The sequence below is a fragment of the Micromonospora inaquosa genome (assembly GCF_003857055.1).
Lineage (GTDB): Bacteria > Actinomycetota > Actinomycetes > Mycobacteriales > Micromonosporaceae > Micromonospora > Micromonospora inaquosa.
Genome location: NZ_QGSZ01000196.1, coordinates 18,088 through 42,296, shown reverse-complemented (window position 1 = coordinate 42,296; position 24,209 = coordinate 18,088). Strand labels below are relative to the sequence as shown.

Here is a 24,209-nt window from a genome sequence, read left to right as displayed (position 1 = left end):
CCCAGCCCCGGGGGGCCCGCCCCATTTGTGGGCGCTCGCCGTGAGCACCGACCAGCCGGCCGGCAGCGGCACCCGACCCACCGACTGGGCCGCGTCCACGTACAGCGGCACCCCCACGTCGGCGCACGCGGCCGCCGCCTCGGCGACCGGCTGCACGGTCCCCACCTCGTGACTGGCGGTAATCAAAGTGGCCAGCGCGACCCCGGGGGCCCGCACGGCGGTCGACCACGCGGTCAGGTCCAGCCGGCCCAGCCGGTCGACCGGCACCGCGGTGGCGATCCCGCCCGCGTCGACGTGCCGCTCCGCCGCGTGCAGCACCGCCGAGTGCTCGATCGCCGAGTGCACCAGCGTCGACCCGACCCGGCGCCGCCCCGCCAGGCCCCCGAGAACCGCGCCGTGGGCTGCGGTCGTACCGCTGGGGGTGAAGGATAGCTCGTCGGCGCGGACGCCGAGCGTCGACGCGGTGGCCTCGCGGGCGGCGTCGAGCAGTTGTCGAGCCCGGCGGGCCTGCGTGTACAGCTTGCCCGGGTCGGCCCAGCCGTCCTCGAGCGCGGCCAGCAATGCCTGCCGCGCGACCGGATGCATCGGCGCGGCGGTCGCCGCGTCCAGGTAGACCGGGGATGCGCTCACGGTGCCACCTTCGTTCGCGGCTGCGGGGCTCGCAAACCCGGCTCACTCCTCGCGCTCACAGGTCCGACGGTATCGCGGCGGTATGCCTAGCTTCCCCCCGATGGGGGGCGGACAGTGACCCCACCACGGCCGAGTCCGTCATGGTCGAGTAATCTGCGACCGTCGGTGACGCCTTTGCCGTCGGTGCCGAGGAAAGACGCACCGCGGCGCGCTAGGGAGGCAGGACCAGGTGGTCGCAAGGAGTTCGGAGGTACGGCCGTCGGCCGTACGGCACAGCGCTTCCCCAGGGGCCGGTGGGCGCCGGAGGCGCGGTGCTGGTCGGCTGGCCGGGCTCGGTCTCGGTGGCGTAGCGCTGCTGGTCCTGCTCACGGGCTGTGACGTTGGAGCGACGTTCGACGGCTTCGGCTGGCCGCAGGGGGGCATCTCGGCGGAGTCCCGGCGGATGTACGACCTGTGGATCGCCTCCTGCATCGCCGCCCTCGCGGTCGGTGTCTTCGTGTGGGGTCTGATCTTCTGGTGCGTCGTGCGCTACCGCAAGCGCGGCAACACGCTGCCGGTGCAGACCCGCTACAACATGCCGATGGAGTTCCTCTACACCATCGCGCCGATTCTGATCGTCTCCGTGCTCTTCTACTACACGGCGATCGTGCAGACCGACGTGGACAAGCTGTCGAAGAACCCGGACGTCACGGTCGAGGTCGTCGCGTTCAAGTGGAACTGGCAGTTCAACTACCGTGACGGGCAGGGCCCGGAGGCCAAGACCACCGCGTCGACGCTCGGCACCAGCGAGGTCATCCCGGTGCTGGTGCTGCCGACCAACCGGTCCATCCGGTTCGAGGAGACCAGCCGCGACGTCATCCACTCCTTCTGGGTGCCGGAGCTGCTCTTCAAGCGGGACGTCATGCCGGGCAAGATCCGCAACGTGTTCGAGGTCTCCAGCCTGGAGACCGAGGGCGCCTTCGTCGGGCGCTGCGCCGAGCTGTGCGGTAGCTACCACGCGTTCATGAACTTCGAGCTGCGGGTGGTGTCGCCGGAGAAGTACGACCAGTTCCTCGCGGCCAAGCAGAGCGGCAAGTCCACCCAGGACGCGCTGTCCGCGATCGGCGAGGACCCGTACGCGGAGACCACGGAGCCGTTCGACACCCGGCGGACGCAGGACAACTTCAACCCGGACAAAGTTCCGGCCCGCACCGGAAGCTGAGGCAGCGGCATGAAGACCGAGTGGCGTATCTTCCTGATCATCGCCGGGTTCCTCTTCGGTGCCACCATCCTCTACGGCGCCTGGACGAACGGGGAGTCGGGCGGCGTCGAGTGGGTCGGCACCGTCGCCCTGCTGCTGTCGTTCCTGCTCTGCTCGATGTGCGGTGGCTTCTTCTGGTTCGTCTCCCGCCGCATCGACCTGCGCCCGGAAGACCGTCCGGACGCCGAGATCGCCGACGGCGCCGGCGAGGTCGGCTTCTTCAGCCCGGGCAGCTACTGGCCGTTCGGTCTGGCGCTGGCCGCCGCGATCGCCGCGCTCGGCCTGGTGTTCTGGCAGTTCTGGCTGATCGGCGCCGGCCTGGTGGCTGTTGTCTTCGCCGCCTGTGGGCTCCTGTTCGAGTACTACAGCGGCACCCGGCGTACCGCCGAGCACTGACCCACCCGGTCGCCAGCGCGACCGACCCGCGCACGACGAAGGCCCGTTCCCCGAGGGGGAGCGGGCCTTCGATCATGCGCGGGCCAGGTCGCCGGCACTGGCGGTGAGGCGTCGCCGTGGTCAGCCGGCGCTTTCGTCAGCCGGCGCTTTCGTCAGCCGGCGCTGTCGTCAGGCGGCGTGGCGGCGGGCGGGCTGGCCCCGGCGGACGGCCACCCGGGTGGCCGGGAAGGCGAACACACCGACCACCACGGCGGCGCCGCAGGCGGTGCAGATCAGCTCTGGACAGTCGGTGCCGTGGCCGTCGACGCAGGGCGGCGGCTCGAACAACGCCACGCCCTCACAGACGTCGCAGTAGAGCTCGCGGTGCGACACGGGCGTCTCCTCTCGATACCAGGCGGCCCGCCCCCCCGGATGCGACAACGACGCACGGACGGAAGCGGAGAACTACTCAGCTGTAGTTTCCCAGACGGGTCCGACAAATCTCCGCGCGCCGTCGTCCGCTCACCGGCATCCGGGTGTGATCCACTCGACTTCATTGAAGTCGGGGCCTTCCGGCTGCCCGGACACCACGGATTTCAGGAATCCGAGTCGATCACGCCCGAGACCCCACCCGGAGACGGCGCCGACGGGTCAGGCGTGGTGAGGTCCGGCGGTGGCGGTTTCGATCCAGCGGTCCAGGGTCGCGGCGGCCGCGCCGGAGTCGATCGCCTCGGCCGCGCGGGCCAGACCGGCGCGGAGCGCCTCGGTCAGATCGCCGTCCAGCGGGCCCTGGGTGGCCAGCGCCGCCGCCGCGTTGACCAGCACCGCGTCCCGAACCGGGCCGGTCTCACCGGCCAGCAGGCGACGGGCCACGCCCGCGTTGTACGCCGCGTCACCGCCGCGCAGGTCCGCGAGGGTGGACCGGGGTACCCCCAGGTCCGTGGCGTCCAGCACGGCCTCACGTACGGTGCCGCCCTGGGCCGCCCAGATCCGGGTCGGCGCGGCGGTGGTGAACTCGTCCAGCCCGTCCTCGCCGCGCATCACGATCGCCGAGTCGCCGCGGGCCGCGAACACGCTGGCCATCACCGGGGCCATCCGCAGGTCGAAGCAGCCGACCGCGCCGGCCCGGGGGCGGGCCGGGTTGGTCAGCGGGCCGAGGAAGTTGAAGAAGGTGGGCACGCCCACCTCGCGGCGGACCGGGCCGGCGTGGCGCATCCCGGGGTGGAAGCGGGCCGCGAAGCAGAACCCGATGCCGGCCTCCTCGACACAGCGGGCGACCTGCTCCGGGCCGAGATCCAGTGGGATGCCGAGGAACTCCAGCAGGTCGGCGGTGCCGCACAGGGAGGAGGCGGCCCGGTTGCCGTGCTTGACGACGCGGACGCCCGCGCCGGCGACCACCAGCGCCGTCATCGTGGAGATGTTGACCGTGTGGGCAAGGTCACCGCCGGTGCCGACCACGTCGAGGGCGGTACGGCGCAGTTCCTCGGGGAGCTCCACCGGGACAGCCCGACCCAGCATCGCCTCCACCAGGCCGGCCAGCTCCGCGGGAGTCTCCCCCTTGGCGCGCAGCGCCACGGCGAAGGCGGCGATCTGCGCGGCGGTCGCCGAGCCGGTCATGATCTCGTCCATCGCCCAGGCGGTGTCGGCGGTGGAGAGTTCGTCACCGCGCAGCAGCGCGTTGAGCAGGTGCGGCCAGGTCCGATCGCCCATGGCGGGCCTCCCGAGCATGCGAAGTGCGGGTGGGCTGGAACCGGCGCCGAGGAGATCCGGCGCCGTGGGGTGCCGGAGGAGCGTGGGACGTCAGGCGGGTGCGTGCGTCCGCAGCAGCTCGGCCACCGTGCCGCCGGTGGTCACCGGGTCGAGCGGGTGCACCAGCACCGCGTCGACCTCGGCGTACGCGGCGAGCCATCGGTCGGCGGCGCGGGCGATCACCAGGCAGGTCGGGGGAGCGTCGTCCCGGTCGTCCTTGATCTGTCGGGCGATGCCGATGCCACCACCCGGGCTCGCCTCACCGTCGAGCAGCAGCAGGTCGATCTCGTAGTCGTCGACCAGTCGGATGGTCTCCGCGTAGCTCGACGCGTCGACGAACTCGATCCGCAGACCGGGCGCGGGACGGGTGCCGACGGCCATCCGCATCCGGTCACGGACCTGCGGGTCGTCGCTGTAGAGCAAAACGGTGCACATGCGCTCACTCATGGCTGGCCTGACTCCCACCTCGTAGCTGCCCGCAGATCGTACCGGGCGGGGTGATGTAGCCGACATCCCGCCCGGTGTCGCGCGTCCGGGCGTACCGTCCGGGCAGCTCAGGCTGGGGCGGAGTCGGCGGCGCGTTCGCGGGCCTCCTGGCGGTCCAGCTCGCGGTCCACCCGGCGGGCCTCCCGTTCGGACTGCTTGACCCACTGCACCACCAGCACCGCGAGCATGGTCACACTGACGAACTCGCCACCGGCCCAGAGGATGCCGCCGGCGACCACCTGGTCCTGCCAGGGGTCGACCCAGCCGAGGTTGAGCGACGGGTACCAGTCGCCGCCGAGGAGCGTGCTGCTCTGCATGATGGTGAGGCCGAGCACTGTGTGGAACGGCACCGACAGCAGCATCAGCAGGGCGCGCGCCGGGTACGGCCAGCGGCCGGGCAGCGGGTCGAGGCCGAGCAACGGCCAGAAGAACACGCAGCCGGTCATGATGAAGTGCGCGTGCACCAGCTCGTGCGCCCAGGCGTGTTCCAGGGTGTAGCGGTACAGGTCACTGAAGTACAGCACGAACGGGTTGACCACGAAGATGGCGAACGCCACCAGCGGGAAGCTGTAGACCCGGGCGACGCGGCTGTGCACGATCGCCAGCAGGCGCTTGCGCGGGCTGACCGGCAGGGTCCGCAGGGCCAGGGTCATCGGGGCGCCCAACGCCAGGAAGATCGGCGCCACCATGGACAGCACCATGTGCTGGATCATGTGCACGGACAGCAGCGCGGTGTCGTAGGCGTGTAGCCCGCTGACCGTGACGAGCGCGATGCCGCCCAGCCCGGGGCCGAGGAAGAACACGGTTCGGATGACTGGCCAGCGGTCGCCCCGCAGGCGCAGCCGGTACACCCCGTAGAGGTACAGGCCGGCGGCGAGCACCAGGCCGAGGGCCAGCCAGCTGTCCAGCCGGGTCTCGGTCAGCACCGCGCTGATGGTGAACGGCGGCGGGGCCGAGGTGGTGGCGAAGATCGGATCGACGTGCAGCACGCTTTTCAGGCTAGGCCAGGCGAACCGGACCCTGACGCCCGGGCCACGGAAGGCGCACGTTTGGCCCCCCGCTGATCGCCGGCCCCGGTCAGGGGCAATAATGACGGCGTGACTGCGGCCCCAGCCATTGACAAGAGCCGGATCCACTCTCTGACACGACCGAACATGGTCAGCGTCGGGACGATCGTGTGGCTCTCCAGCGAACTCATGTTCTTCGCGGCGCTGTTCGCGATGTACTTCTCGATCCGCGCGGCTGCGCCGGAGCAGTGGGAGAAGCACACCGAGGCGCTGAATATTCCGTACGCGACCACCTTCACGGTGATCCTGGTGCTGTCCTCGGTGACGTGCCAGCTCGGCGTCTTCGCGGCGGAGAAGGGTGACGTGCACGCGCTGCGGCGCTGGTTCACCGTCACCTTCGTGATGGGCCTGATCTTCGTCCTCGGCCAGTTGAACGAGTACCGGCACCTGGTCGCCGACGGCATCAAGATCAACGGAGACGGGTACGGGTCGGTGTTCTACCTGACCACCGGCTTCCACGGCCTGCACGTGACCGGTGGTCTGATCGCCTTCGTCATCTTCATGGTCCGTACGACCATGGGCCGGTTCACGCCGGCGCAGGCGACGTCGGCGATCGTCGTGTCGTACTACTGGCACTTCGTCGACGTCGTGTGGATCGGGCTGTACGCCATGATCTACTGGCTCCAGTGATCTTGCGCGTCACATTCCGCGCTGCTGCTCCGTCCCCTGAGACAGGTCCAACCGGTTAAGGACACCGCTCATGACTTCTGACAACGACCGCCGACGCGGTCTGCTCGCGCGGTTGCGTGAGCGGCCCGCCGCGCGCAGCAGGGGCCGCCGCCGGCTGGGCGCCGCGGTCCGGCTGATCGCCGCGCTGATGCTCGCCGGCGGCGCATACACCGTCTTCGCCCCGGGCGCCCAGGCGCAGGACAACCCGCAGCTCACCGGCGCCGCCGCCGAGGGCAAGGCGCTGTTCGACGTGAGCTGCGTGACCTGCCATGGCCGCAACGCCCAGGGTGTCGAGGGCCGCGGGCCGAGCCTGATCGGCGTCGGCGCGGCATCGGTCGAGTTCCAGGTCAGCTCCGGGCGGATGCCGCTGGCCCGCCAGGAGGCTCAGGCGCACCGCAAGCCCCCGGTCTTCACCGACGAGCAGACCCGTCAGCTGGCCCAGTACATCCAGGAGCTTGGCGGCGGCCCGGTCGTTCCCGAGGGCGACGACCTCCGCGAGGACGGTAACGTCGCGGCCGGCGGTGAGCTGTTCCGGATCAACTGCTCGCAGTGCCACGCCTTCGGCGGCGGCGGCGGCGCGCTCTCCTCGGGCAAGTTCGCCCCGAGCCTGCACCCCGCGACCGACCGCCAGATTTACGCGGCGATGCTGAGCGGTCCGCAGAACATGCCGGTGTTCGGCGACAACCAGCTCCGGCCGGAGCAGAAGGCCGACATCATCGCCTACATCCAGGAGACGCTGAAGCACGACCAGGACCCGGGCGGGTTCAACCTCGGTCGGTACGGCCCGTCCACCGAGGGCCTGGCGATCTTCCTGGTTGGCATCGTGGCGCTCGTCTTCGCCAGCCTGTGGATTGCGGGTAAGTCGTGATCGAGCAGGCCATCCGATTCAGTGCTGTGGTGCCGCTCGGCGCCACCCGTAGCGAGGTGACGGCATGAGCCCCCACACCGAGCACCAGGCCTCGCAGGGCCGGGAGCCGCTCGACGTGAACGACCCCAGGCTGACCCGGTTCGACATCGTTCGTGAGGGCGCGCACCGGGACGACATCGAGATCGTCCACTACGAGCCGCAGGTGCTGCCGGGCACCAAGGCGGAGCGTCGGCTGACCCGGGTGGTCGCCGGCTTCTTCCTGATCACCGGCCTGGCCGCGACGGCCTTTCTGGCCATCTACATCTGGTGGCCGTGGCAGTACGAGCCGGGCCGGGGTGGCGACAAGTTCTACACCCCGCTGCTCGGCCTCACCCTCGGCGTGGCGTTGCTCGCCGTCGGCTTCGGCATCCTGACCTGGGGCAAGAAGTTGCTGCCCAAGGAGGTCTCGATCCAGGACCGGCACGAGGGTCAGGTGGACAAGGAAAGCCGCACCATCACCGGCCAGACCATGCTCTACATGGCGGACGAGCTGGGTGTGAAGCGTCGCCCACTGCTCGGCATCTCGCTGCTGGCCGGTCTCGCGCCGGTCGCCGCGGTCGCCGCGGCGCCGCTGGTCGGCGGCCTGATCTCGCAGCCGCACAAGAACAACCAGATGTTCACCACCGGGTTCGCCATGCCCGAGGGCGGCCAGCGGATCCGCCTGGTCCGCGAGGACGGCCGACCGATCCGCCCGGCGGACATCAGCACCGGTGGTCAGCTGACCGTCTTCCCCGGCATCGACCACGGCGTGAGCAACAAGCACGCCGACTCGCCGACGCTGTTGATCCACCTCCGCGACTCGGATGCGCAGGAGTCGCGCCGGGCCAACGAGCGGATCGGCCACGGTGACTACATGTGGGGCAACTACGCGGCGTTCTCCAAGATCTGCACGCACGCGGGATGCCCGGCCAGCCTGTTCGAGCAGCAAACCAACCGGCTGCTCTGCCCGTGCCACCAGTCCCAGTTCCTGATCACCGACAACGCCCGGCCCATCTTCGGCCCCGCCAGCCGGCGGCTGCCGCAGCTGCCGATCGAGGTGGACTCCGAGGGCTTCTTCGTGGCGAAGTCCGACTACACCGAGACCGTCGGGCCTGATTTCTGGGAGCGGCCATGAAGCGTCGAAAGTTTGACCTTGCGGCGACGCCGGGCAAGGCGGCGGCGGGAGTGGACGACCGCTTCGCGGTAGCCACCCCGCTGCGCAAGCTGCTGAACAAGGTCTTCCCGGACCACTGGTCCTTCCTGCTCGGCGAGATCGCGCTGTTCTCGTTCGTCGTGCTGCTGCTGACCGGTGTGTTCCTCACCTTCTTCTTCGAGCCGGCGATGACCGAGGTGGTCTACGACGGCAGCTACGCGCCGTTGCAGGGCACCCCGATGTCCGCCGCGTACGCCTCCAGCCTGGACATCTCGTTCGACGTCCGCGGTGGTCTGGTGATGCGGCAGATGCACCACTGGGCGGCGCTGCTGTTCATGGCCGCGATCGTCGTGCACATGCTGCGGATCTTCTTCACCGGCGCGTTCCGCAAGCCACGCGAGACCAACTGGATCATCGGCTCGCTGCTGTTCTGGGTCGGCTTCCTCGCCGGCTTCACCGGCTACTCGCTGCCGGATGACGGCCTCTCCGGCACCGGCCTGCGGATCGCCTCGGCGATCATGCTGTCCATCCCGGTGATCGGCTCCTGGGTCACCTCGTCGATCTTCGGTGGCGAGTTCCCGGGCACGATCATCATCAGCCGGTTCTTCATCGCCCACGTGCTGCTCATCCCGGGTCTGCTGGTCGCGCTGATCAGCGTCCACCTGGGCCTGGTCTTCACGCAGAAGCACACCCAGTGGCCCGGCCCCGGCCGGACCAACAACAACGTGGTCGGCGAGCGGATGTTCCCGCGGTACGCGTTGAAGCAGGGCGGCTTCTTCATGGTCGTCTTCGGCGTCATCGCGCTGATGGGCGGTCTGTTCCAGATCAACCCGATCTGGCTGTTCGGCCCGTACGAGGCGTGGGTGGTTTCGGCCGCCAGCCAGCCCGACTGGTACGTCATGTTCCTCGACGGGTCGACCCGACTCATGCCGGCGTGGGAGATCAGCATCCCGCTCGGCGACGGGTACGTCATCCCACCGCTGTTCTGGCCAACGGTAGTGCTGCCCGGCATCCTGGTGGGCCTGTCGACGATGTATCCGTTCCTGGAGGCCCGGCAACGCAAGGACTACCGGAGCCACAACCTGCTTGAGCGTCCCCGGGACGCCCCGGCCCGGACCGCCGTCGGCGCCATGGCCGTCGCGTTCTACATCGTGCTGACGCTCTCCGGCGCCAACGACGTGATCGCGGACAAGTTCCAGATCAGCTTGAACGCGATGACCTGGGCCGGCCGGATCGGCCTGCTGGTGGCCCCGCCGTTGGCGTACTACGTCACCTACCGGCTCTGCCTGGGTCTGCAGCAGCACGACCGGGAGGTGCTCGCGCACGGCGTGGAGACCGGCATCATCCGGCGCATGCCGGACGGCCGGTTCGTCGAGGTGCACCAGCCGCTCAGCGCGTCCAACGGGCACGCGGACGGTCACGGCCAGCTCGACTACGTCGGCTGGGTCGTACCGAAGAAGATGAACCGGCTGGGGGCCCTCGGCCCGGCCATCCGGGGCTTCTTCTACCCGATCGAGAAGCCGGTCGAGGCACCGGTCTCGCCGGGGCACCCGCCGGTCGAGGCCCGACCCGAGCGCGAGGAGGTCGGCAGCGGCGAGAGCCGCCACTGACCGCCCAGTAGCACCGTTACGTGGCGCCCGCCGGATTCCGGCGGGCGCCACGTCGTATCCGCACCCCCCGCCCATCCGGCCCGGAGTCGGACGGCCACGGTGGGACCGGCCGACCCCGTACGACGGGCGATCGCAGGAATAACCCCGGTGAGCCGGGTATCCGTGCGGTCCAACGTCTCAAGGGGGGGAAGCATGTTGGGTCTCAAACGCCTCGGCCTGTTGGCCGCGCTGGTACTGGTCGGTGTCGCGCCGGCTGCGGCCGCGCAGGCCGCGGCACAGCCGTCAACGCAGGACACCCAGTACCTGCAGGCGATACACCAGGTCAACCTGTTCGAGATCACCGCTGGTGACCTGGCCCAGCAGAAGGGTCAGGACCAGGGGGTCAAGGACCTGGGCGCGATGCTGAAGACCGACCACACCCAGCTGGACCAGACGGTGCAGCAGACCGCGTCGCAACTCGGGGTGCAACTGCCGAACGAGCCCAGCGCCGATCAGCAGGCGGTCATCGACAAGCTGAACAACGCCAGCGGTGCGGAGTTCGACCGGCTCTGGGTGACCAGTGAGCTGGCCGGTCACGTCCAGGCCATCCAGGCCACCCAGACGGAGATCTCGCAGGGCTCCGAGCAGTCGGTGGTCCAGTTGGCGCAGACGGCGCTTCCGACGCTGCAGACGCACTACGACGAGCTGGTGGCGCTCGCCAACACGTTGGGCATCCCGGTTCCCCAGACCAGCGCCAGCGGTACGCCCAGCCCGGGCGGCACCGGCACTGAGTCGCCTGCTCCGGGTGGCGGCACCACCGAGTCGCCTGCTCCGGGTGGCGGCACCACCGAGTCGCCGGCTCCGGGTGGCGGCACCGGTACCGAGTCCCCGGCTCCGGGCGGCGGTGCCACCGAGGTACCGGCTCCTAGCGAGAGCTGACGTAGCCACAGCAGACGGCCGGTCCACCCACGCGGTGGGCCGGCCGCCCTGTGCGCGCCGCCCCGCTACCCGACGCTCGGAGCCGGCACCGGCCCGGCGAGCGGGTCAGTCGGCGCTGGCCAGGCCGATCGCGAACGTCTCCTCCAGGTCGTGCTGGGAGTACGCCCGGAAGGCGATGTGCGACTCGGTGTTGAGCACGCCCGGCACCTTGGAGATGCTGCCCGCGATGACCTGGGCGATCTGGTCGAACTCGCGGACCCGGACGATGGCGATGAGGTCGACGTGCCCGGCCACCGAGTAGACCTCGCTGACACCGGGAAGGTTGGCCAGGTTCTCCGCCACCTCGGGGATCGCGTCGGTGGCGCAGTCGATCAGCACGATCGCGGTGATCACGGGGCATTTCTCCGTTCGTCGGCGTCGTCGCCCATGCTAGATGTTCCGGCCCGAGACCGGAGGCGGGAGTCGTCCGGGCTCAGCCCTGGGCGGCGCAGGGCACGGTCAGGTCGCTCCCGGCCCGGATCACGTTCCGCAGTCGCTCACCGGCGCGGACGCTCGCGCCCGGCCACACCACCGTGCGGGACACGTCGCCGTCCACCCGCGCGCCCGCGCCGACCACCGACTCCACGCAGCGGCCGGTCACCGTCGCGGACTCCGCGATGAGAGCGCCGCCGGCAGCGGCGTGCAGGTTGGCCGCCAGGTAGTCGGCCGGGGTGCCGGTGTCGAAGAAGGTGCCCGGGTAGGGCACCACCGTCAGGGCGCCCGCCGCCTCGGCCGGTCGCCACACGGCACGGACCAGGTCGGAGAAGACGACCGGCAGGTCCCGGACCAGCCGCCAGGGCAGCAGCGAGAAGCCGGTGAAGCAGTGCCCGGCGAAGGTGCCCGGCGCCGCCGGGTCCGCGGCCGGCTGGCCGAGCAGGCGTACGGTGTGCCCGTCCCAGCCGTCGAGCAGGGCGGCCACGTCCGGGCCCGGGGGAGCGGCTGGGTCGGCGAGGTACGCGTCGGCGTTGCCGACCAGCACCGGCCGCCCGTCGATCCAGTCCCGCAGCTTGGCCACCCCGCCCGCGGTGCCCAGCGGGTCGCCCGGCTCCACCGACAGGTGTGCGCGGTCCCCGACGTGCCGCACCACCTGGTCGCCGAGGTAGCAGGCGTTCACCGCGACCCGGTCGGAACCGGTCAGGCCGAGGCCAGCCAACCGCGCCAACGCCCGATCCAGCAGGGGCACGTTGCCCACCGGGCAGAGGGCCTTGGGCACCCGTTCGGTGAGCGGGCGCAGCCGGGTGCCCTCGCCGGCGGCGAGCACCACCGCGCACAGCTCCGCCGGCACATCGGCCGCGCCGGTCACGGGGTGTCGTCAGGCACCGGTGGCGGGAACTGCCCGGCCAGGGGCCCGATGTCGTAGTAGGCGAGCAGCCGGGCCGTCGGCCAGGTCAGCTTGGGCAGGTCGTCCAGGGGGTGCCAGGCGGCCTCGAAGACCTCCGCGCCGTCGACGGTCAGTTCGGTGCTGGACGCCGGCACCTCGGTCTCGAAGACCATGTCCACCCAGCCCTTGGCGTGCACGATCGCGTTCGGCACCGCCGGGCGTAGCCGGGACGGTGGGAGCCGGATGCCGGACTCCTCGAACAGCTCACGGGCAGCACCCACCACCGGGGCCTCGCCCCGGTCGAGCAGGCCGGCGGGGAGTGACCAACCCTTGCCGGGTGGCTGGCGCAGCATCAGCAACCGACCCGCACCCGTCGCCTCGGAGTCACGGACCAGGGTCACCGCGCCGACGATGTACTTGGGCACGGCCAGCCGGACCAGCCGTCTGCGCACCGGCAACGGCAGCCGGTAGAAGGCCTGGTAGAAAAGGGCCCGACCGGTGGCGCGGGAGCGGGGGATCATGACCTCAGGCTAGTGGTCACGAATGTCCTTCGGATGCGCTGGGGCACGTCGGGTCACTGACGATGGTCGACCAGGTCGATGAGCTGGCGGACCACGGTGTCCGGTTCGATCACCCGGTCGAAGACCGCGACCAGCAGGGTCTCCAGGTCGGGGTAGCCCAACTCCTCGGAGAGGCGCAGCAACGGCAGGTCACTGGCGAGGCCCCGGTTGTGCTGGCGCAGGGCGAGCCCGATGGTGGCCCGGCCGAGGCGAACCTTGTCGCTGATCGTGATGCCCGGCTCGGTGTGCTCGGCGAACCACCTGTTGATCTGCATCTGGGCGTTCGGCGACTTGACGAAGCTCAGCCACTCCCGGCGGGGGCCGCGCGGCGCCACGCCGGCCTCGAAGCCGTTGTCACCGTCGCTCTCGGTGAAGATCTCCACCACGTCGCCCTCGTCCAGCTCCGAACTCAGCGGGGCCAGCCGACCGTTGATCCGTGCGGCGAGGCAGTGGTCGCCCCGGTCGTTGCCCAACTCGTAGGCGAGGTCGACAGGGGTGGCGCCGGCCGGCAGCACGACCTGCCGCCCGTCGGAGAAGACCTGGATCTGCCCCTCGGCGAGGTCACAGCGCAGCGACTCGTAGAACTGTGCCGGGTCGGCGGCGTCCGGCTCCCAGTCGAGCACCCGGCGCAGCCAGTCCAACTGCTCGGCGCGGGCCGCGGCGCTGCCGCTGCCCGAGCGCGGGAAACGGAAGTCGGCGGCGATGCCGTACTCGGCCGAGCGGTGCATCTCCTCGGTGCGGATCAGCACCTCCACCGTGCGGTCCTGGGGGCCGCAGACGCTGGTGTGCAGCGACCGGTAGAGGTTGTTCTTCGGCGAGGCGATGAAGTCCTTGAAACGGCCGGCCATCGGTCGCCAGGTGCCGTGGATCGCGCCGAGCGCGGCGTAACAGTCGGTGGCCGGGCCGTCGACCACCACCACGATGCGGGGCAGGTCGTACGGGGCGGTGTGGCCGCCGGCGATGGTGTCCTTCCAGATCGAGTAGAGGTGCCGGGGACGGGGGCTCACCTCGGCGTCGACCCGGCTGCGCCGCAGCGCCACCCGGGCCCGGGTGACGACCGAGTCGAGGTACGAATCCCAGCCTGGCCGGTCGTGCACGTGCCGGGCCAGCCGGGCGTGCTCGTCGGGCTCAAGGTGCAGCAGCACGACGTCGTCCAGCTCGCGCTTGAGGGTCTGGATGCCCAGCCGGTCACAGAGCGGGACCAGCACCTCCTGGGTCTTGCGGGCGATCCGTTCCCGCGACGACGCGGAGCGGACCCCGAGCGTGCGCATGTTGTGCAGCCGGTCGGCCAGCTTGATGATCAGCACCCGGACGTCCTTGGCGGCCGCGACGATCATCTTGCGGATCGTCTCCGCCTCGGCGGCCTTGCCGTAGAACGCCTTGTCGAACTTGGTCACCCCGTCGACCAGGTGGGCGACCTCGCCGCCGAAATCCTCGGAGAGCGCCTGGAGGGTGTAGCGGGTGTCCTCCACGGTGTCGTGCAGCAGCGCCGCGACCAGGGTGGTGGTGTCCATCCCCAGCTCGGCGCAGATCTGCGCCACCGCGAGGGGATGGGTGATGTAGGGCTCCCCGCTCTTGCGGAACTGCCCGCGGTGCATGTTCTCCGCGATCGTGTAGGCGCGGCGCAGCACGGCGGGGTCGGTGCCGGCATGGATGCCCCGGTGGGTGCGGACCAGCTGGGTGACCGGGTCGGAGTCGGTGGTCGGCCAGCTGAGCAGTGACCGCAGCCGGCGGGCGAGCGGCAGCTCACCCGGCTGTGTCGGCAGGGCGCCCCCCAGGGCGGCGCCGTGTCCGGCGTCGACGTCCACGAGGGACACCTCCTCACCCCGGCTCCGCGTCGCCGGAGCCCGGCGGCGGGAGCAGGCCCACGAATCGGGCAGGACTGCACTTCTCTAACAGCCTAAGCGAGCCGACGTAGTCCGATCGGTCAGTTGGTCATGAGCGTTCGGTCGAGAGTTGGTGGGACGCGCCGCTCTCGGCCTTCGCCAGCAGGTCACGGAAGCGGCCCGCACCACTCGCCGGAGAGGACCAACCGGAGGACATCTCGACGAGTCGGGTCTCCGGTCGCTCCAACCAGGACAGGATCCGCTCGGACTCCTCGGCGGTGGCGGCCGGCACCGGACCGTGCCCGCCCGACACCGTCTCGGCGGTGGCCCGGATCGTGATCAAGGTGGGCCGCGGGTGCACGCCCGGTGGGGACACCCCCGCGCCGGCCAGCCGGCCGTGGCGGACCAGCGCCAACTCCCAGCCGCCCCCGGCGGCCGGCCGGGCCGCGGCCAGCTCCACGATGCCGGCCAGCGCGGCCAGCCGCTGCATCCGCACGGTGGCCCGCAGGACGGCGGCGAGCCGGGACCGCACCACGGCCGCCTCCTCGTAGCGCTGGTCCCGGGAGAGCACGTCGATCCGCGCGAGCAGTGCGTCCACCACCGGCTGAGGATCGTTGGCCGTGGCGGTGCGGAAGGGCGCGGCGGCGCTGTCGTCGTACTCCTCGGGGGTGATCTTGTGCTCGCAGGGTGCCGGGCAGCGACCCAGCTCGGCCAGCGCGCAGGCCGGCGTGACGGTGCGCAGCGAGAGCCGGTGCGTGCACTGGCGCAGCGGCACCGCGTCGTGGAAACCGGCGGCGGCCAGCTCGGCGGCCCGCCGGGAGGTGAACGGCCCGAGGTAGGCGGTGTCGGTGGGGGAGAGGTCTCGGACGATTGACAACCGAGGGTACGGACCGTCGGTCAGCTTGAGCCAGAGCATCCGTTCCGGGTATTTGGACCGGCGGTTGTACGGCGGGGCGTGGGCGGCGATCAACCGCAACTCACGGACCTCCGCCTCCAACGAGTGGGCGCACTCCACCGCCTCGACCCGCTCGGCCGCGCCCAGCATCTCGGAGATCCGGGCGCGCTTCTCGCCGGCGGTGAAGTAGCTGCGCACCCGGGTGGCGATGTCCACGGAGGTGCCCACGTAGAGCGGCCGGTCGTCGGCGGCCCGGAAGATGTAGACCCCGGGGACCTTGGGCAACCCCTCGGCCAGGTGCCGCTTGCGGCGCTGGGTGGGGGTGACCGCGCGGGCGAACTCGATGGCGTCGCCGACCGTGTCCACCCGGTGCCCGCCGAGCCGGCCGATCAGCCCGTGCAGCACGTCGACGGTGGCCTTCGCGTCGTCCAGGGCCCGGTGCGTGGGTTGGACGGTGGTGCGGAAGTAGGCGGCCAGGGTGCCGAGCTTGCGGTTGGGCACCTCGTCGCGGGTCAGCACCCGGCGGGCGAGCGCCGCCGTGTCCAGCACCCGGGGGTTGGGCCAGCGGTAGCCGTGCTTGGCGCAGGCGGCCTTGAGGAAGCCCACGTCGTACGGGGCGTTGTGGGCCACCAGCACCGCGTCGTCGATGAACTCCAGGAAGCTCGGCAGCACCTGCTCGATGGGGGGCGCCGGCACCAGCATGGCCTGGGTGATCCCGGTCAGCACCGTGATGAAGGGCGGAATCGGCTGCCCCGGGTTGACCAGGGTCGCCAGCACCCCCAACTGCTCGCCACCGCGCACCTTGACCGCGCCGATCTCGGTGATGCCGCCGCCGTCCGGCGCGCCGCCGGTGGTCTCCAGGTCGACCACCACGAAGGTCGTCGCGTAGAGCGGCAGCGCCGGGTCCACCCCGCCCACCGCCGGGTCGAGACCGGCCAGTGACTCCTGGACGTACTCCGCCTGTGCCATCGGCGGCACGCTAGCGCCCCGGTCCGACACTCCCGTCGCAGCCGTCCCATCCGTCACCATGGGGCTAGGATGAGAGATCGGCTCACTCACCGGGCGGTGGGCCCGGTCGCGGTGGGAGACTTGCCACATGCCCCTCACCGAGCCGTACGACGACCACCTCCCACAGGAGGATCCGGTCGCGCTCGACGGTGTTGTGGGCAACCCGGACGACAACGTAGTCACCGGCACATCAGGCGCATCAGGCTCAACGACGCCGGGCGACGGCTCCGCTGCCGAGCCCGAGCCGACCCTGCCCGAGCCGGTCCGGCAGCGGATCGTGACGCTGACCGCGGCGGTGCTGCCCACCCTCCCCACCGACGAGGTCCCGGTGCCGTTGCGCCGGGTGGCCAAGTTCGCCCCCAACCGACGCGCCCGGCTCGGCGCGCCGGTCATCGCCGCCCAGCTCACCGCCGACCCGCTGTTCCGGCAGCGGGTCACCGCGCGGGTCCTGGCCGACGCCGGTGACCTCGGTGCCGCAGTGGTCGAGGGCACCGCGCCGGCTGCCGCCGACCCGGTCGAGGTGGCCGCGCTGGCCTACCTGGCCCGGCCCCGCGGTTGGCGGGAGCTGATCGACGCCAGCGGCGCGGCCGTGCGCGCCGAGGCGGACAGCGCCGTCGTCGCCGAGCTGGTCCGCGAGGCCGAGCAGCGGGCCACCCGGGCCGAGCACGATCGCGCGGTGGCCCGGGTCGAGGCCGAGAAGCTCCGCGACGAACTGGCCCGCGTCCGCGAGGAGCTGGGTCAGCTCCGCGAGGAGTCCCGGCAGGTGGCCCGCACCCTGCGGGAGACCCAGGCCCGCGAACGGAAGGCCACCGAGCTGCTGGCCACCGAGCGCGGCCGGGCCGCCCGCGCCAGCGCCGACGTGGACGCCGAACTCCGCCGCGCCCGGGCCCGGCTGGCCGAGGCCGAGGCCGCCGCCGGGGTGGCGCGGGCCAGCGCCAAGGAGGCCCGCTCGGTCGATGACGCCCGGCTCTGGCTGCTCCTGGAGACCATCGGCCAGGCCGCCGTCGGGCTGCGCCGGGAGTTGGCGCTCGACCCGGTGGACAAACTCCCCGCCGACTTCGTCGCCGACGCGTTCGCCGAGCAACCGGGCACCGCCCCGGCCGGCCCCGCCACCCGCGCCCGCGACACCGACGACCCGGCCCGTCTCGACCAACTGCTCGCCCTGCCCCGGGCGCACCTGGTGGTGGACGGCTACAACGTCACCAAGCGTGGCTTCGGTGAGATGTCCCTGGAACAGCAGCGCAAACGCCTCATCACCGGGCTGGGCGGGATCGCCGCGCAGACCGGTGACGAGGTCACAGTGGTCTTCGACGGTGCCGAGCGGATGCACGGGTTGCCGCCCGCGCCGCGCGGCGTACGAGTGCTCTTCTCCCGCAAGGGCGAGACCGCCGACGAGCTGATCCGGCGGCTGGTCCGCGCCGAGCCCGCGGGTCGGCCGGTGGTCGTGGTCTCGTCGGACCGCGAGGTCGCCGACGGGGTACGCCGGCACGGGGCCTACCCGCTGGGCGCGGACTCGCTGCTGCGGCGGCTCGCCCGCTCCTGACCACGGCGGCCCGACTCGTCGACGGGCCGGGTCTCGGCGAGGGTTGGGCGATCCGGGCGGGCGCGCCACACGTCGCACTGTGCCCGAACCTGTCCCATCCCGGCGCTAGCATCGCCGCGACCGCCGAGGGATGGGAGTCGCCATGACACAGGACGACGTCAAGGTCTTCGTCGACCGGGACCTGCGGGGTGCCCGGTTCAACAGGTCGACGCTGGCCGGTGCGGTGATGCGCGGCGTCGACGTCGATGGTCTGGACATCGACGCGCCGTGGCTGGCCGAGGGCACGTTCCTGATCAACGGCGTCGATGTGGTGCCGCTGGTCGAGGCCGAGCTCAACCGACGGTTCCCCGGGCGTGAGCTCAGGCAGGCCAACAACCCGGACGACCTCCGGGCGGGGTGGGCCGCGGCCGAACGGGCCTGGGCGGCGGCGGTCGACCGGGCCGTGTCCATGCCCGACGGTGCGGTCGACGTCTCGATCGACGGGGAGTGGTCGTTCGCGCAGACGCTGCGCCATCTCGCGTTTGCCACCGACACCTGGCTGGGCAAGTCGATCCGGCGACTGCCGCAGCCCTTCCACCCGCTCGGGCAACCACATGCCGAGTACGAGACCGACGGCTTCGACATGTCGATCTTCGCCGTCGAGCAGCCGACGTTCGCCGAGATCCTTGAGCTGCGGGCCGAGCGACAGGCGATGGTGCGCGACTTTCTCGCGACCGTCACGCCGGACCTGCTCGCGGAGACCCGGCCGGCCGCCTGGTGGCCCGAGAAGCAGGTGTGCGTCCTGCACTGCCTCCACGTGATCTTCCAGGAGGAGTGGCAGCACCTCCGCTACGCACTGCGTGACCTCGACGCGCAGGGCTGAGACCTGGCCCCGACGACCGGCCGGGCGTTCGGGACGCCGCCAGTCAGCCGGTCGGTAGTCGCCGGGCCAGCTCACGACGCAGTGCGTCGGTGCCCGGCGTCATCCAGGCGAGCCGGACGACCAACTCGTAGGGGCGGCGTTCGGGGGTCGACCACTGCCCGGGTCGCATCGGGGGCCGCGTCTGCTCCGGGTCGAGTGGCGTGACCACCAGCCGCGGATCCAGGCGGCCTCGCACCTGGGCGCTGGCCACGTTGACCCAGTCGATGCTGAGCCTGGTCCCGTTCGGTCCGGTCAGGTGCAGCGTCTCGTCGGTCACCCGCAGCGGCAGACGAGGCTGACGGCGCAGTTGCCAGTTGGCGGTCAGCGCGACGACGACGCCGATCATCCCGAACCGCAGTAACACCTTCCACCACACCTCGTCGAACACCACGGTGTAGAAGGCGAGGAGGGCCGCGGCGCCCAGCACGGCGAGGAGCTTGGCGAGGCGATGTCGGCGCGGGGAGTACCGGAAGTCCACGACGGACGAAGCATCGAGGTCGGCCACCGTCGCTCAGTGCCCGAGGGGCCGGTCGACAAACAATGCCCCTCCGCCGCTCGATCGACACGAGTTCCTTGATGTCGGGTCTTCCGACCGGGTGGGATAGCCCGATTTCGCTGATCTGGAGTGGATCCAGCCCTGAAACGGGCGGTCGGGCGGGGTTCCTGTCGTACCCGGTGGTTAGCGTCGATGTGACCGACGGTGCTCGGTCGACGACGACTGGGCGTCGGCTGGGCACCGCGAGCCGATCAGGAGGCGTGATGCTCATCGACTGCGACGGGTGCGCGAAGCGGGCCGACGGCTGCTCCGGCTGCCCACTGACCGCCCTGTTCGACGAGACGTCCCCGGCGGCCGGGCTGGTCGCCGCCGAGGTCGAGGCCATCGAGGTGCTCGCCCGGGCTGGCTTCGACGTGGAGGTGCTGGCCGCGCCCGCGCGCCCGCAGACGGCTCGCCGCCGCGCCACCCGCCGCGTCGCCTGAGCGCGACACCGCACTCGGAAGCGCGCTTCTCGCGGGCCATAGGATGAGCGGTCACGGCGGGAGGAGCGGCGCGATGAGCGGGGCACGACGGGTGGTGACGCGGTGACCCCGCGCGGCTGGGCGCTGCTGTCCCTGGCCGGGCTGACCATCGCGCTGGTCGTGCTGGCCGCGCTGCTCATCCCGTGGCACCGCCCGCCGGCGCCCCGGGCCGACCAGCTCGCCGCGTTGGGCGACCTGCCGGCCGAGCAGGTGGCCAAGGGCCGGGAGTTCCGGGCCGCGCTTCGCCCCGGTGGCTATGCCGCGCTCGCCGTTGGGCTGCTGATCGCCCTCGCGCTCGGGTTGACCCCGCTGGGCAGTCGCCTGGTCGAGCTGGTGGGCCGGCCGTTCGGTGGGCACTGGGCCGCGCAGGCCGTGCTCGGCGGGCTGGCGGTGGTGCTCGTCGCCGACCTGGTGACGCTCCCGTTCGCCGCCTGGCGGCAGAGTGTGCTCACCCGCTACGGGTTGAGCACCAACGGGTGGAGCGGCTGGGCGATCGACCTGCTCAAGTCGTACGCGGTCAGCGCGGTGATCGGCGCGGTGGCGTTGTTCGGCTTCTACGCGGTCATCCGGCTCGCGCCGCGCTGGTGGTGGGCGTTCGGTGCGGGCGGCGCCGCGGTGCTGGTGGTGCTGCTGTCGTTCGTGCTGCCGGTGCTGGTGGAGCCGGTGTTCAACCGGTTCACCCCGATGGAGCAGGGCCCGTTGCGCACCGAGTTGATGAGCATGGCCGCCCGCGACGGGGTGCCGGTGCGGGACGTGCTGGTCGCCGACGCCTCCCGCCGCACCAGGGCGGTCAACGCGTACGTCTCCGGTCTCGGGCCGACCCGACGGGTGGTCGTCTACGACACGCTGCTGCGCGAGGCGACCCCGGCTGAGGTGACCGCTGTGGTGGCGCACGAGTTGGGCCACGCGAAGGATTCCGACGTGGCGGTCGGCACGCTGACCGGGGCGCTGGGCGCGGCAGCGGCCGTGGTGGCGCTCTATCTGCTCGGCTCGTGGGGCCCGCTGCTGCGGCTGGCCGGCGTCGACTCGGTGGCGCAACCGAGCGCGTTTCCGCTGCTGGTCGCCCTGGTCACGGTGGCCGGGTTGGTCGCCGCTCCGGTGCAGGCGCTGATGTCGCGCCGGGTGGAGGCGCGGGCCGACGCGCATGCGCTCGCGCTCACCAACGACCCGGAGCCCTTCGAGTCGATGCAGCGCCGGCTCGGCTCGGTCAACCTCGGCGATCCCGATCCACCCCGTTGGGAATACCTCTACTCGGCCACCCATCCATCCACCGTGGAGCGGATGGCCGCCGCCCGCGCGTACGCCCGGGAGGCCGGCCGATGAGCCGCACCCTGCTGATCACCAACGACTTTCCGCCCCGCCCGGGTGGGATCCAGTCCTTTGTGCACAACCTCGCGGTCCGTCAACCGGCCGGATCGGTGGTCGTCTACGCGTCGAGCTGGCGGGGGGCCGCGAAGTTCGACGCCGACCAGCCGTTCGAGGTGATCCGGGAGCGCACCCGGGTGCTGCTGCCCACCCCGCTGGTCGCCCGCAGGGTGGCCCGGTTGGCTCGCGCGTACGACTGCGACACGGTGTGGTTCGGCGCGGCGGCCCCGTTGGGGTTGCTCGCGGCCGGCCTGCGGCGGCGGGCCGGCATCCGTCGGGTGGTGGCGCAGACCCATGGCCACGAGGTCGGTTGGGCGGCGGTGCCGGCCGCCCGGCCGGCGCTGCGACGCATCGGCCGAGGTGTCGACGTGACCACCTATCTCGGTGAGTACACCCGCAGCCGGTTGGCCCGCGTGTTGGACGGGGTGACCGAGCTGCGCCGCCTCGCGCCCGGGGTCGACGTGGACACCTACCACCCGACGGTGGACGGTGAGCAGGTCCGGGCCCGGCTCGGGTTGACCGACCGGCCGGTGGTCGTCTGCGTGTCCCGGCTGGTGCCGCGCAAGGGTCAGGACACGCTGATCCGGGCCCTACCGGAGATCCGCCGCCGGGTGCCCGACGCGGCGCTGCTGATCGTCGGTGGCGGGCCGTACCGGGCGACCCTGGAGAAGCTGGCCCGCCAGGCCGGTGTGGAACGCGATGTGGTGTTCACCGGCACGGTGCCGTCGGTGGAGCTGCCGGCGCACTACGCGGCCGGTGACGTCTACGCGATGCCGTGCCGCACCCGCAACCGTGGTCTTGACGTCGAAGGGCTGGGCATCGTCTACCTGGAGGCGTCCGCGACCGGCCTGCCGGTGGTGGCCGGCGACTCCGGGGGCGCACCGGACGCGGTCCGCGAGGGGGAGACCGGCTACGTCGTACGCGGCCGGGACGTCGCCCAGCTCGCCGACCGGGTGGCCGGGCTGCTCGCTGACCGGGACCTGGCCCGCCAACTGGGCGCGGCTGGCCGGGCGTGGGTGGAACGGGAGTGGCGCTGGGAGGCGCAGGCCGAACGCATGGCGGCGTTGCTCGCCGGCTGACGGCTACCCGCCGGCAGCGGGGCCCAGCTCCATCCTGGAGCGGAAGGGCCTCGTCGTCGTGGACGAGGCCCCTCCGCTGTGGGCCTTGCGTGCGATCTCGTGGATCAGGAGGCAACCGTCACGGTTACCGATCCGATGACGATTCGATGATCGGAGCAGGCACCGCCGCAGTTATTGGAAATGCTCAGTGAGTCACCGTCGTAGGCGCCCACGATCTTGATCTCCCGTACGAAAATCAAATCGACTTTCTTGCCCGGCCCGCACGGACCGGCAGGAATCCCATCGTCCTGGGAGTTCTCGCCGTATCCGACGCATCGCGAATCACGATCGTCAAGCTCGCGATGGGCGCCGGTGTTGTTGGGATTGTTCGCGTTGTTCACCGACTGCGCATACCACTTGTCCAGACGGTTGTAGCTGGGCTGGGCGTTGAAGTCGCCCGCGATGATCACGGTGTCGCCGTTGGCGTTGAACGCATCCACGTGAGCGCGGACCGCGTCGAGCTGCTGCTGGTTGATCGGGCCGCTCCCGATGGTGTCGCTCGACGTGGTGATGTGGGTCGTGCAGAACCTGAGGTGTGGCCGAGCCTCAAGCGGGGCGCACAACAACTTCCGCTTCTCCACCCGGCCGTCGTCGGGCAACGTGATGCGGTTGGCCGTGCCCATCGGTGCCTTGCTGAAGAGGGCGATGCCGGACTTTTCGCCGCCGCAGCCGGTGTCGTTGGTGCTCTCGAACCTCGAGTAGTCTTCCGGGTCCTCGCCCCAGTTGGTCGCTCGGAGATTCGCCTGCACCGCCTTGTACTGCCCCCAGCAAAGCTCGTTGAGCGCGGCGAGATGTGTCGAGCGGTTCCGGATGGAATCGGAGATCACGTCAATCAGACCGTTGCTGGTCGAACCGCGGTGCATCGTCCAGCCCGCCACATTCCAGGTCCAGATGTTGTAGCTGACGTTGGCGGCTGCCGAACTAACACCGGCGCTCGCCAAAAGAACAGTAAGAACGGTCGCGGCCACCAGGCCGCCCTTCCAGATACGCACATTTACCCCCGTATTTGGCGTGAGAAGGTGTATCTTAGCGCCCGGCTTCGCTTCAATGTGGACCCAACCGTTTGGGGCGGAAAAACTCGCGTATCGGGCTGCGGCCGGCATATTCGTGAGCACGGTCTGTTGCGTTCCGCGGGCCGACGAGGGTGGGTTCAGTCGGTCAGGTTCTCCCGACTGGGGGCGTAGCGCGGCACGTACTCCTGGCCGGTGAGTTGCTGGATCGCCGCCATCACCTCGTCGGTGACCGTCCGGATGTCGCGCGGGCCGTTGATCCGTCCGGCGACCGGGATCGGCGGGCCGAACCGCAGGGTGACGGGGTGTCGGCGGGGCAGCCGCGCGTCGACGGGCAGCACCTCGGCGGTGCCGGTCACGCCGACCGGGATGATCGGCACCTCGGCGTCGCGGGCCAGTCGGGTCATTCCGACGCGGCCCCGGTAGAGCCGCCCGTCCGGTGAGCGGGTGCCCTCCGGGTAGACGGCGACGAAGCCGCCGGCGCGCAGCACCGGTACGGCGGCGTCCAGGGCGCGCAGGGCGGCCCGGCCGTCGGTGCGGTCGACCGGGATGGCGCCCATGCCGGCGACGATCCGTCGGTTGAGCCAGCCGCCCGGCCCCCGGCCGTTGAAGTACTCGACCTTGGCCCAGAAGGTGACGTGTCGGGGCGTCGAGGTGACGAGGAACAACTCGTCGGCGACGGACAGGTGGTTGCCGGCGAGGATCGCGCCGCCGTGCCGGGGCAGATGCTCCAGCCCTTCCACCCGGGGCCGCCAGCCCAGCCGCAGCGTGGTGCCGACGGTCAGCTTGGTGAGGTCGTACAGCAGGGGCACGTGTTCTCCGG

Annotated in this window: 25 protein-coding genes; 12 read left to right on the top strand and 13 right to left on the bottom strand. The window is 71.3% G+C overall.

Annotation, left to right across the window (positions count from 1 at the left end; translation table 11 throughout):
• On the bottom strand, positions 1–630 hold a 630-nt coding region (locus DLJ59_RS13240; protein WP_124772813.1), incomplete at its 3' end, for an aminotransferase class V-fold PLP-dependent enzyme.
• A gap of 229 nt (positions 631–859) precedes the next feature.
• Between DLJ59_RS13240 and ctaC the strand changes: the two genes are divergently transcribed.
• Both ctaC and DLJ59_RS13230 read left to right on the top strand, forming a co-directional pair.
• Positions 860–1,831, top strand: coding sequence for an aa3-type cytochrome oxidase subunit II (gene ctaC, locus DLJ59_RS13235; RefSeq protein WP_124772812.1), 972 nt, complete (start codon positions 860–862; stop codon positions 1,829–1,831).
• 9 nt (positions 1,832–1,840) lie between these two features.
• Positions 1,841–2,266: a cytochrome c oxidase subunit 4 gene (locus DLJ59_RS13230; RefSeq protein ID WP_124772811.1), complete on the top strand. Its 426-nt coding sequence runs from the start codon at positions 1,841–1,843 to the stop codon at positions 2,264–2,266.
• A 168-nt stretch (positions 2,267–2,434) separates the two neighbouring features.
• Here DLJ59_RS13230 and DLJ59_RS13225 read toward each other — a convergent pair whose 3' ends face one another.
• From DLJ59_RS13225 to DLJ59_RS13210, 4 genes are all read right to left on the bottom strand, one after another.
• Entirely contained in the window at positions 2,435–2,638 is a 204-nt protein-coding gene (locus DLJ59_RS13225; RefSeq protein WP_124772810.1) for a hypothetical protein, read from the bottom strand.
• A 258-nt stretch (positions 2,639–2,896) separates the two neighbouring features.
• Positions 2,897–3,955 (bottom strand): anthranilate phosphoribosyltransferase, encoded by a 1,059-nt coding sequence (gene trpD, locus DLJ59_RS13220; protein WP_124772809.1) that lies wholly within the window; start codon positions 3,953–3,955, stop codon positions 2,897–2,899.
• 90 nt (positions 3,956–4,045) lie between these two features.
• Positions 4,046–4,441: a response regulator gene (locus DLJ59_RS13215; RefSeq protein WP_124772808.1), complete on the bottom strand. Its 396-nt coding sequence runs from the start codon at positions 4,439–4,441 to the stop codon at positions 4,046–4,048.
• 107 nt (positions 4,442–4,548) lie between these two features.
• A complete protein-coding gene (locus tag DLJ59_RS13210; protein WP_425271418.1) occupies positions 4,549–5,469 on the bottom strand; it encodes a cytochrome c oxidase assembly protein in 921 nt (306 codons plus the stop codon).
• 108 nt (positions 5,470–5,577) lie between these two features.
• Between DLJ59_RS13210 and ctaE the strand changes: the two genes are divergently transcribed.
• From ctaE to DLJ59_RS13185, 5 genes are all read left to right on the top strand, one after another.
• Positions 5,578–6,177, top strand: coding sequence for an aa3-type cytochrome oxidase subunit III (gene ctaE, locus DLJ59_RS13205; protein ID WP_124772807.1), 600 nt, complete (start codon positions 5,578–5,580; stop codon positions 6,175–6,177).
• Between the two features lie 70 nt (positions 6,178–6,247).
• A complete protein-coding gene (gene qcrC / locus DLJ59_RS13200) occupies positions 6,248–7,084 on the top strand; it encodes a cytochrome bc1 complex diheme cytochrome c subunit (protein WP_124772806.1) in 837 nt (278 codons plus the stop codon).
• A gap of 64 nt (positions 7,085–7,148) precedes the next feature.
• The gene (gene qcrA, locus DLJ59_RS13195) at positions 7,149–8,237 is read left to right on the top strand and encodes a cytochrome bc1 complex Rieske iron-sulfur subunit (protein ID WP_124772805.1); all 1,089 of its coding nucleotides are present in this window, start codon (positions 7,149–7,151) and stop codon (positions 8,235–8,237) included.
• The gene (gene qcrB / locus DLJ59_RS13190; protein WP_124772804.1) at positions 8,234–9,865 is read left to right on the top strand and encodes a cytochrome bc1 complex cytochrome b subunit; all 1,632 of its coding nucleotides are present in this window, start codon (positions 8,234–8,236) and stop codon (positions 9,863–9,865) included. The genes qcrA and qcrB overlap by 4 nt, the downstream gene beginning before the upstream one ends.
• 192 nt (positions 9,866–10,057) lie before the next feature.
• Positions 10,058–10,783, top strand: a complete 726-nt coding sequence (locus tag DLJ59_RS13185) for a DUF4142 domain-containing protein (protein ID WP_124772803.1) — start codon at positions 10,058–10,060, stop codon at positions 10,781–10,783.
• 105 nt (positions 10,784–10,888) lie between these two features.
• On the opposite strand, the gene DLJ59_RS13180 is transcribed toward DLJ59_RS13185, so the two are convergent.
• From DLJ59_RS13180 to DLJ59_RS13160, 5 genes are all read right to left on the bottom strand, one after another.
• The gene (locus tag DLJ59_RS13180) at positions 10,889–11,176 is read right to left on the bottom strand and encodes an Lrp/AsnC family transcriptional regulator (protein ID WP_124772802.1); all 288 of its coding nucleotides are present in this window, start codon (positions 11,174–11,176) and stop codon (positions 10,889–10,891) included.
• Between the two features lie 79 nt (positions 11,177–11,255).
• Positions 11,256–12,125, bottom strand: a complete 870-nt coding sequence (locus tag DLJ59_RS13175; RefSeq protein WP_124772801.1) for a nucleotidyltransferase family protein — start codon at positions 12,123–12,125, stop codon at positions 11,256–11,258.
• Positions 12,122–12,664, bottom strand: a complete 543-nt coding sequence (locus tag DLJ59_RS13170; protein WP_124772800.1) for an NUDIX hydrolase — start codon at positions 12,662–12,664, stop codon at positions 12,122–12,124. Before DLJ59_RS13170 ends, DLJ59_RS13175 begins: the two co-directional genes overlap by 4 nt.
• Before the next feature lie 53 nt (positions 12,665–12,717).
• Positions 12,718–14,511 carry a RelA/SpoT family protein gene (locus DLJ59_RS13165; protein ID WP_124772817.1) on the bottom strand — a complete coding sequence of 598 codons (1,794 nt, stop codon included), beginning with the start codon at positions 14,509–14,511 and terminating at the stop codon, positions 12,718–12,720.
• Positions 14,512–14,638: 127 nt separating this feature from the next.
• Positions 14,639–16,393, bottom strand: coding sequence for a DEDD exonuclease domain-containing protein (locus tag DLJ59_RS13160; protein ID WP_124772799.1), 1,755 nt, complete (start codon positions 16,391–16,393; stop codon positions 14,639–14,641).
• 127 nt (positions 16,394–16,520) lie between these two features.
• On the opposite strand from DLJ59_RS13160, the gene DLJ59_RS13155 reads away from it, so the two are divergent.
• Together DLJ59_RS13155 and DLJ59_RS13150 are read left to right on the top strand one after the other, a co-directional pair.
• The gene (locus DLJ59_RS13155) at positions 16,521–17,975 is read left to right on the top strand and encodes an NYN domain-containing protein (RefSeq protein WP_124772798.1); all 1,455 of its coding nucleotides are present in this window, start codon (positions 16,521–16,523) and stop codon (positions 17,973–17,975) included.
• Between the two features lie 142 nt (positions 17,976–18,117).
• Positions 18,118–18,837, top strand: a complete 720-nt coding sequence (locus DLJ59_RS13150; RefSeq protein ID WP_208648663.1) for a DinB family protein — start codon at positions 18,118–18,120, stop codon at positions 18,835–18,837.
• A 43-nt stretch (positions 18,838–18,880) separates the two neighbouring features.
• Here the strand turns inward: DLJ59_RS13150 and DLJ59_RS13145 are convergent, their stop codons facing one another.
• Positions 18,881–19,381, bottom strand: coding sequence for a hypothetical protein (locus DLJ59_RS13145; protein ID WP_124772796.1), 501 nt, complete (start codon positions 19,379–19,381; stop codon positions 18,881–18,883).
• Positions 19,382–19,635: 254 nt separating this feature from the next.
• Here DLJ59_RS13145 and DLJ59_RS13140 point away from each other — a divergent pair, with 254 nt between their 5' ends.
• The 3 genes from DLJ59_RS13140 to DLJ59_RS13130 all read left to right on the top strand — a co-directional run bounded on the left by DLJ59_RS13140 (position 19,636) and on the right by DLJ59_RS13130 (position 22,337).
• Positions 19,636–19,854, top strand: a complete 219-nt coding sequence (locus DLJ59_RS13140) for a hypothetical protein (protein WP_124772795.1) — start codon at positions 19,636–19,638, stop codon at positions 19,852–19,854.
• 102 nt (positions 19,855–19,956) lie between these two features.
• Positions 19,957–21,216 carry a M48 family metallopeptidase gene (locus DLJ59_RS13135; RefSeq protein WP_124772794.1) on the top strand — a complete coding sequence of 420 codons (1,260 nt, stop codon included), beginning with the start codon at positions 19,957–19,959 and terminating at the stop codon, positions 21,214–21,216.
• Positions 21,213–22,337: a glycosyltransferase family 4 protein gene (locus DLJ59_RS13130; protein WP_124772793.1), complete on the top strand. Its 1,125-nt coding sequence runs from the start codon at positions 21,213–21,215 to the stop codon at positions 22,335–22,337. Before DLJ59_RS13135 ends, DLJ59_RS13130 begins: the two co-directional genes overlap by 4 nt.
• A gap of 104 nt (positions 22,338–22,441) precedes the next feature.
• On the opposite strand, the gene DLJ59_RS13125 is transcribed toward DLJ59_RS13130, so the two are convergent.
• Positions 22,442–23,368 (bottom strand): endonuclease/exonuclease/phosphatase family protein, encoded by a 927-nt coding sequence (locus tag DLJ59_RS13125; RefSeq protein ID WP_244235995.1) that lies wholly within the window; start codon positions 23,366–23,368, stop codon positions 22,442–22,444.
• 158 nt (positions 23,369–23,526) lie between these two features.
• Positions 23,527–24,198 carry a lysophospholipid acyltransferase family protein gene (locus DLJ59_RS13120; protein ID WP_124772792.1) on the bottom strand — a complete coding sequence of 224 codons (672 nt, stop codon included), beginning with the start codon at positions 24,196–24,198 and terminating at the stop codon, positions 23,527–23,529.
• Positions 24,199–24,209 lie beyond the last annotated feature (11 nt).

What these genes read in the sequence shown, in the direction of transcription:
- DLJ59_RS13230 (WP_124772811.1), top strand. Translation starts at nt 1,841, where the DNA reads ATGAAGACCGAGTGGCGTATCTTCCTGATCATCGCCGGGTTCCTCTTC.
- trpD (WP_124772809.1), bottom strand. Translation starts at nt 3,955, where the DNA reads ATGGGCGATCGGACCTGGCCGCACCTGCTCAACGCGCTGCTGCGCGGT.
- DLJ59_RS13215 (WP_124772808.1), bottom strand. Translation starts at nt 4,441, where the DNA reads ATGAGTGAGCGCATGTGCACCGTTTTGCTCTACAGCGACGACCCGCAG.
- qcrC (WP_124772806.1), top strand. Translation starts at nt 6,248, where the DNA reads ATGACTTCTGACAACGACCGCCGACGCGGTCTGCTCGCGCGGTTGCGT.
- qcrA (WP_124772805.1), top strand. Translation starts at nt 7,149, where the DNA reads ATGAGCCCCCACACCGAGCACCAGGCCTCGCAGGGCCGGGAGCCGCTC.
- qcrB (WP_124772804.1), top strand. Translation starts at nt 8,234, where the DNA reads ATGAAGCGTCGAAAGTTTGACCTTGCGGCGACGCCGGGCAAGGCGGCG.
- DLJ59_RS13185 (WP_124772803.1), top strand. Translation starts at nt 10,058, where the DNA reads ATGTTGGGTCTCAAACGCCTCGGCCTGTTGGCCGCGCTGGTACTGGTC.
- DLJ59_RS13170 (WP_124772800.1), bottom strand. Translation starts at nt 12,664, where the DNA reads ATGATCCCCCGCTCCCGCGCCACCGGTCGGGCCCTTTTCTACCAGGCC.
- DLJ59_RS13160 (WP_124772799.1), bottom strand. Translation starts at nt 16,393, where the DNA reads ATGGCACAGGCGGAGTACGTCCAGGAGTCACTGGCCGGTCTCGACCCG.
- DLJ59_RS13155 (WP_124772798.1), top strand. Translation starts at nt 16,521, where the DNA reads ATGCCCCTCACCGAGCCGTACGACGACCACCTCCCACAGGAGGATCCG.
- DLJ59_RS13150 (WP_208648663.1), top strand. Translation starts at nt 18,118, where the DNA reads ATGACACAGGACGACGTCAAGGTCTTCGTCGACCGGGACCTGCGGGGT.
- DLJ59_RS13140 (WP_124772795.1), top strand. Translation starts at nt 19,636, where the DNA reads ATGCTCATCGACTGCGACGGGTGCGCGAAGCGGGCCGACGGCTGCTCC.
- DLJ59_RS13130 (WP_124772793.1), top strand. Translation starts at nt 21,213, where the DNA reads ATGAGCCGCACCCTGCTGATCACCAACGACTTTCCGCCCCGCCCGGGT.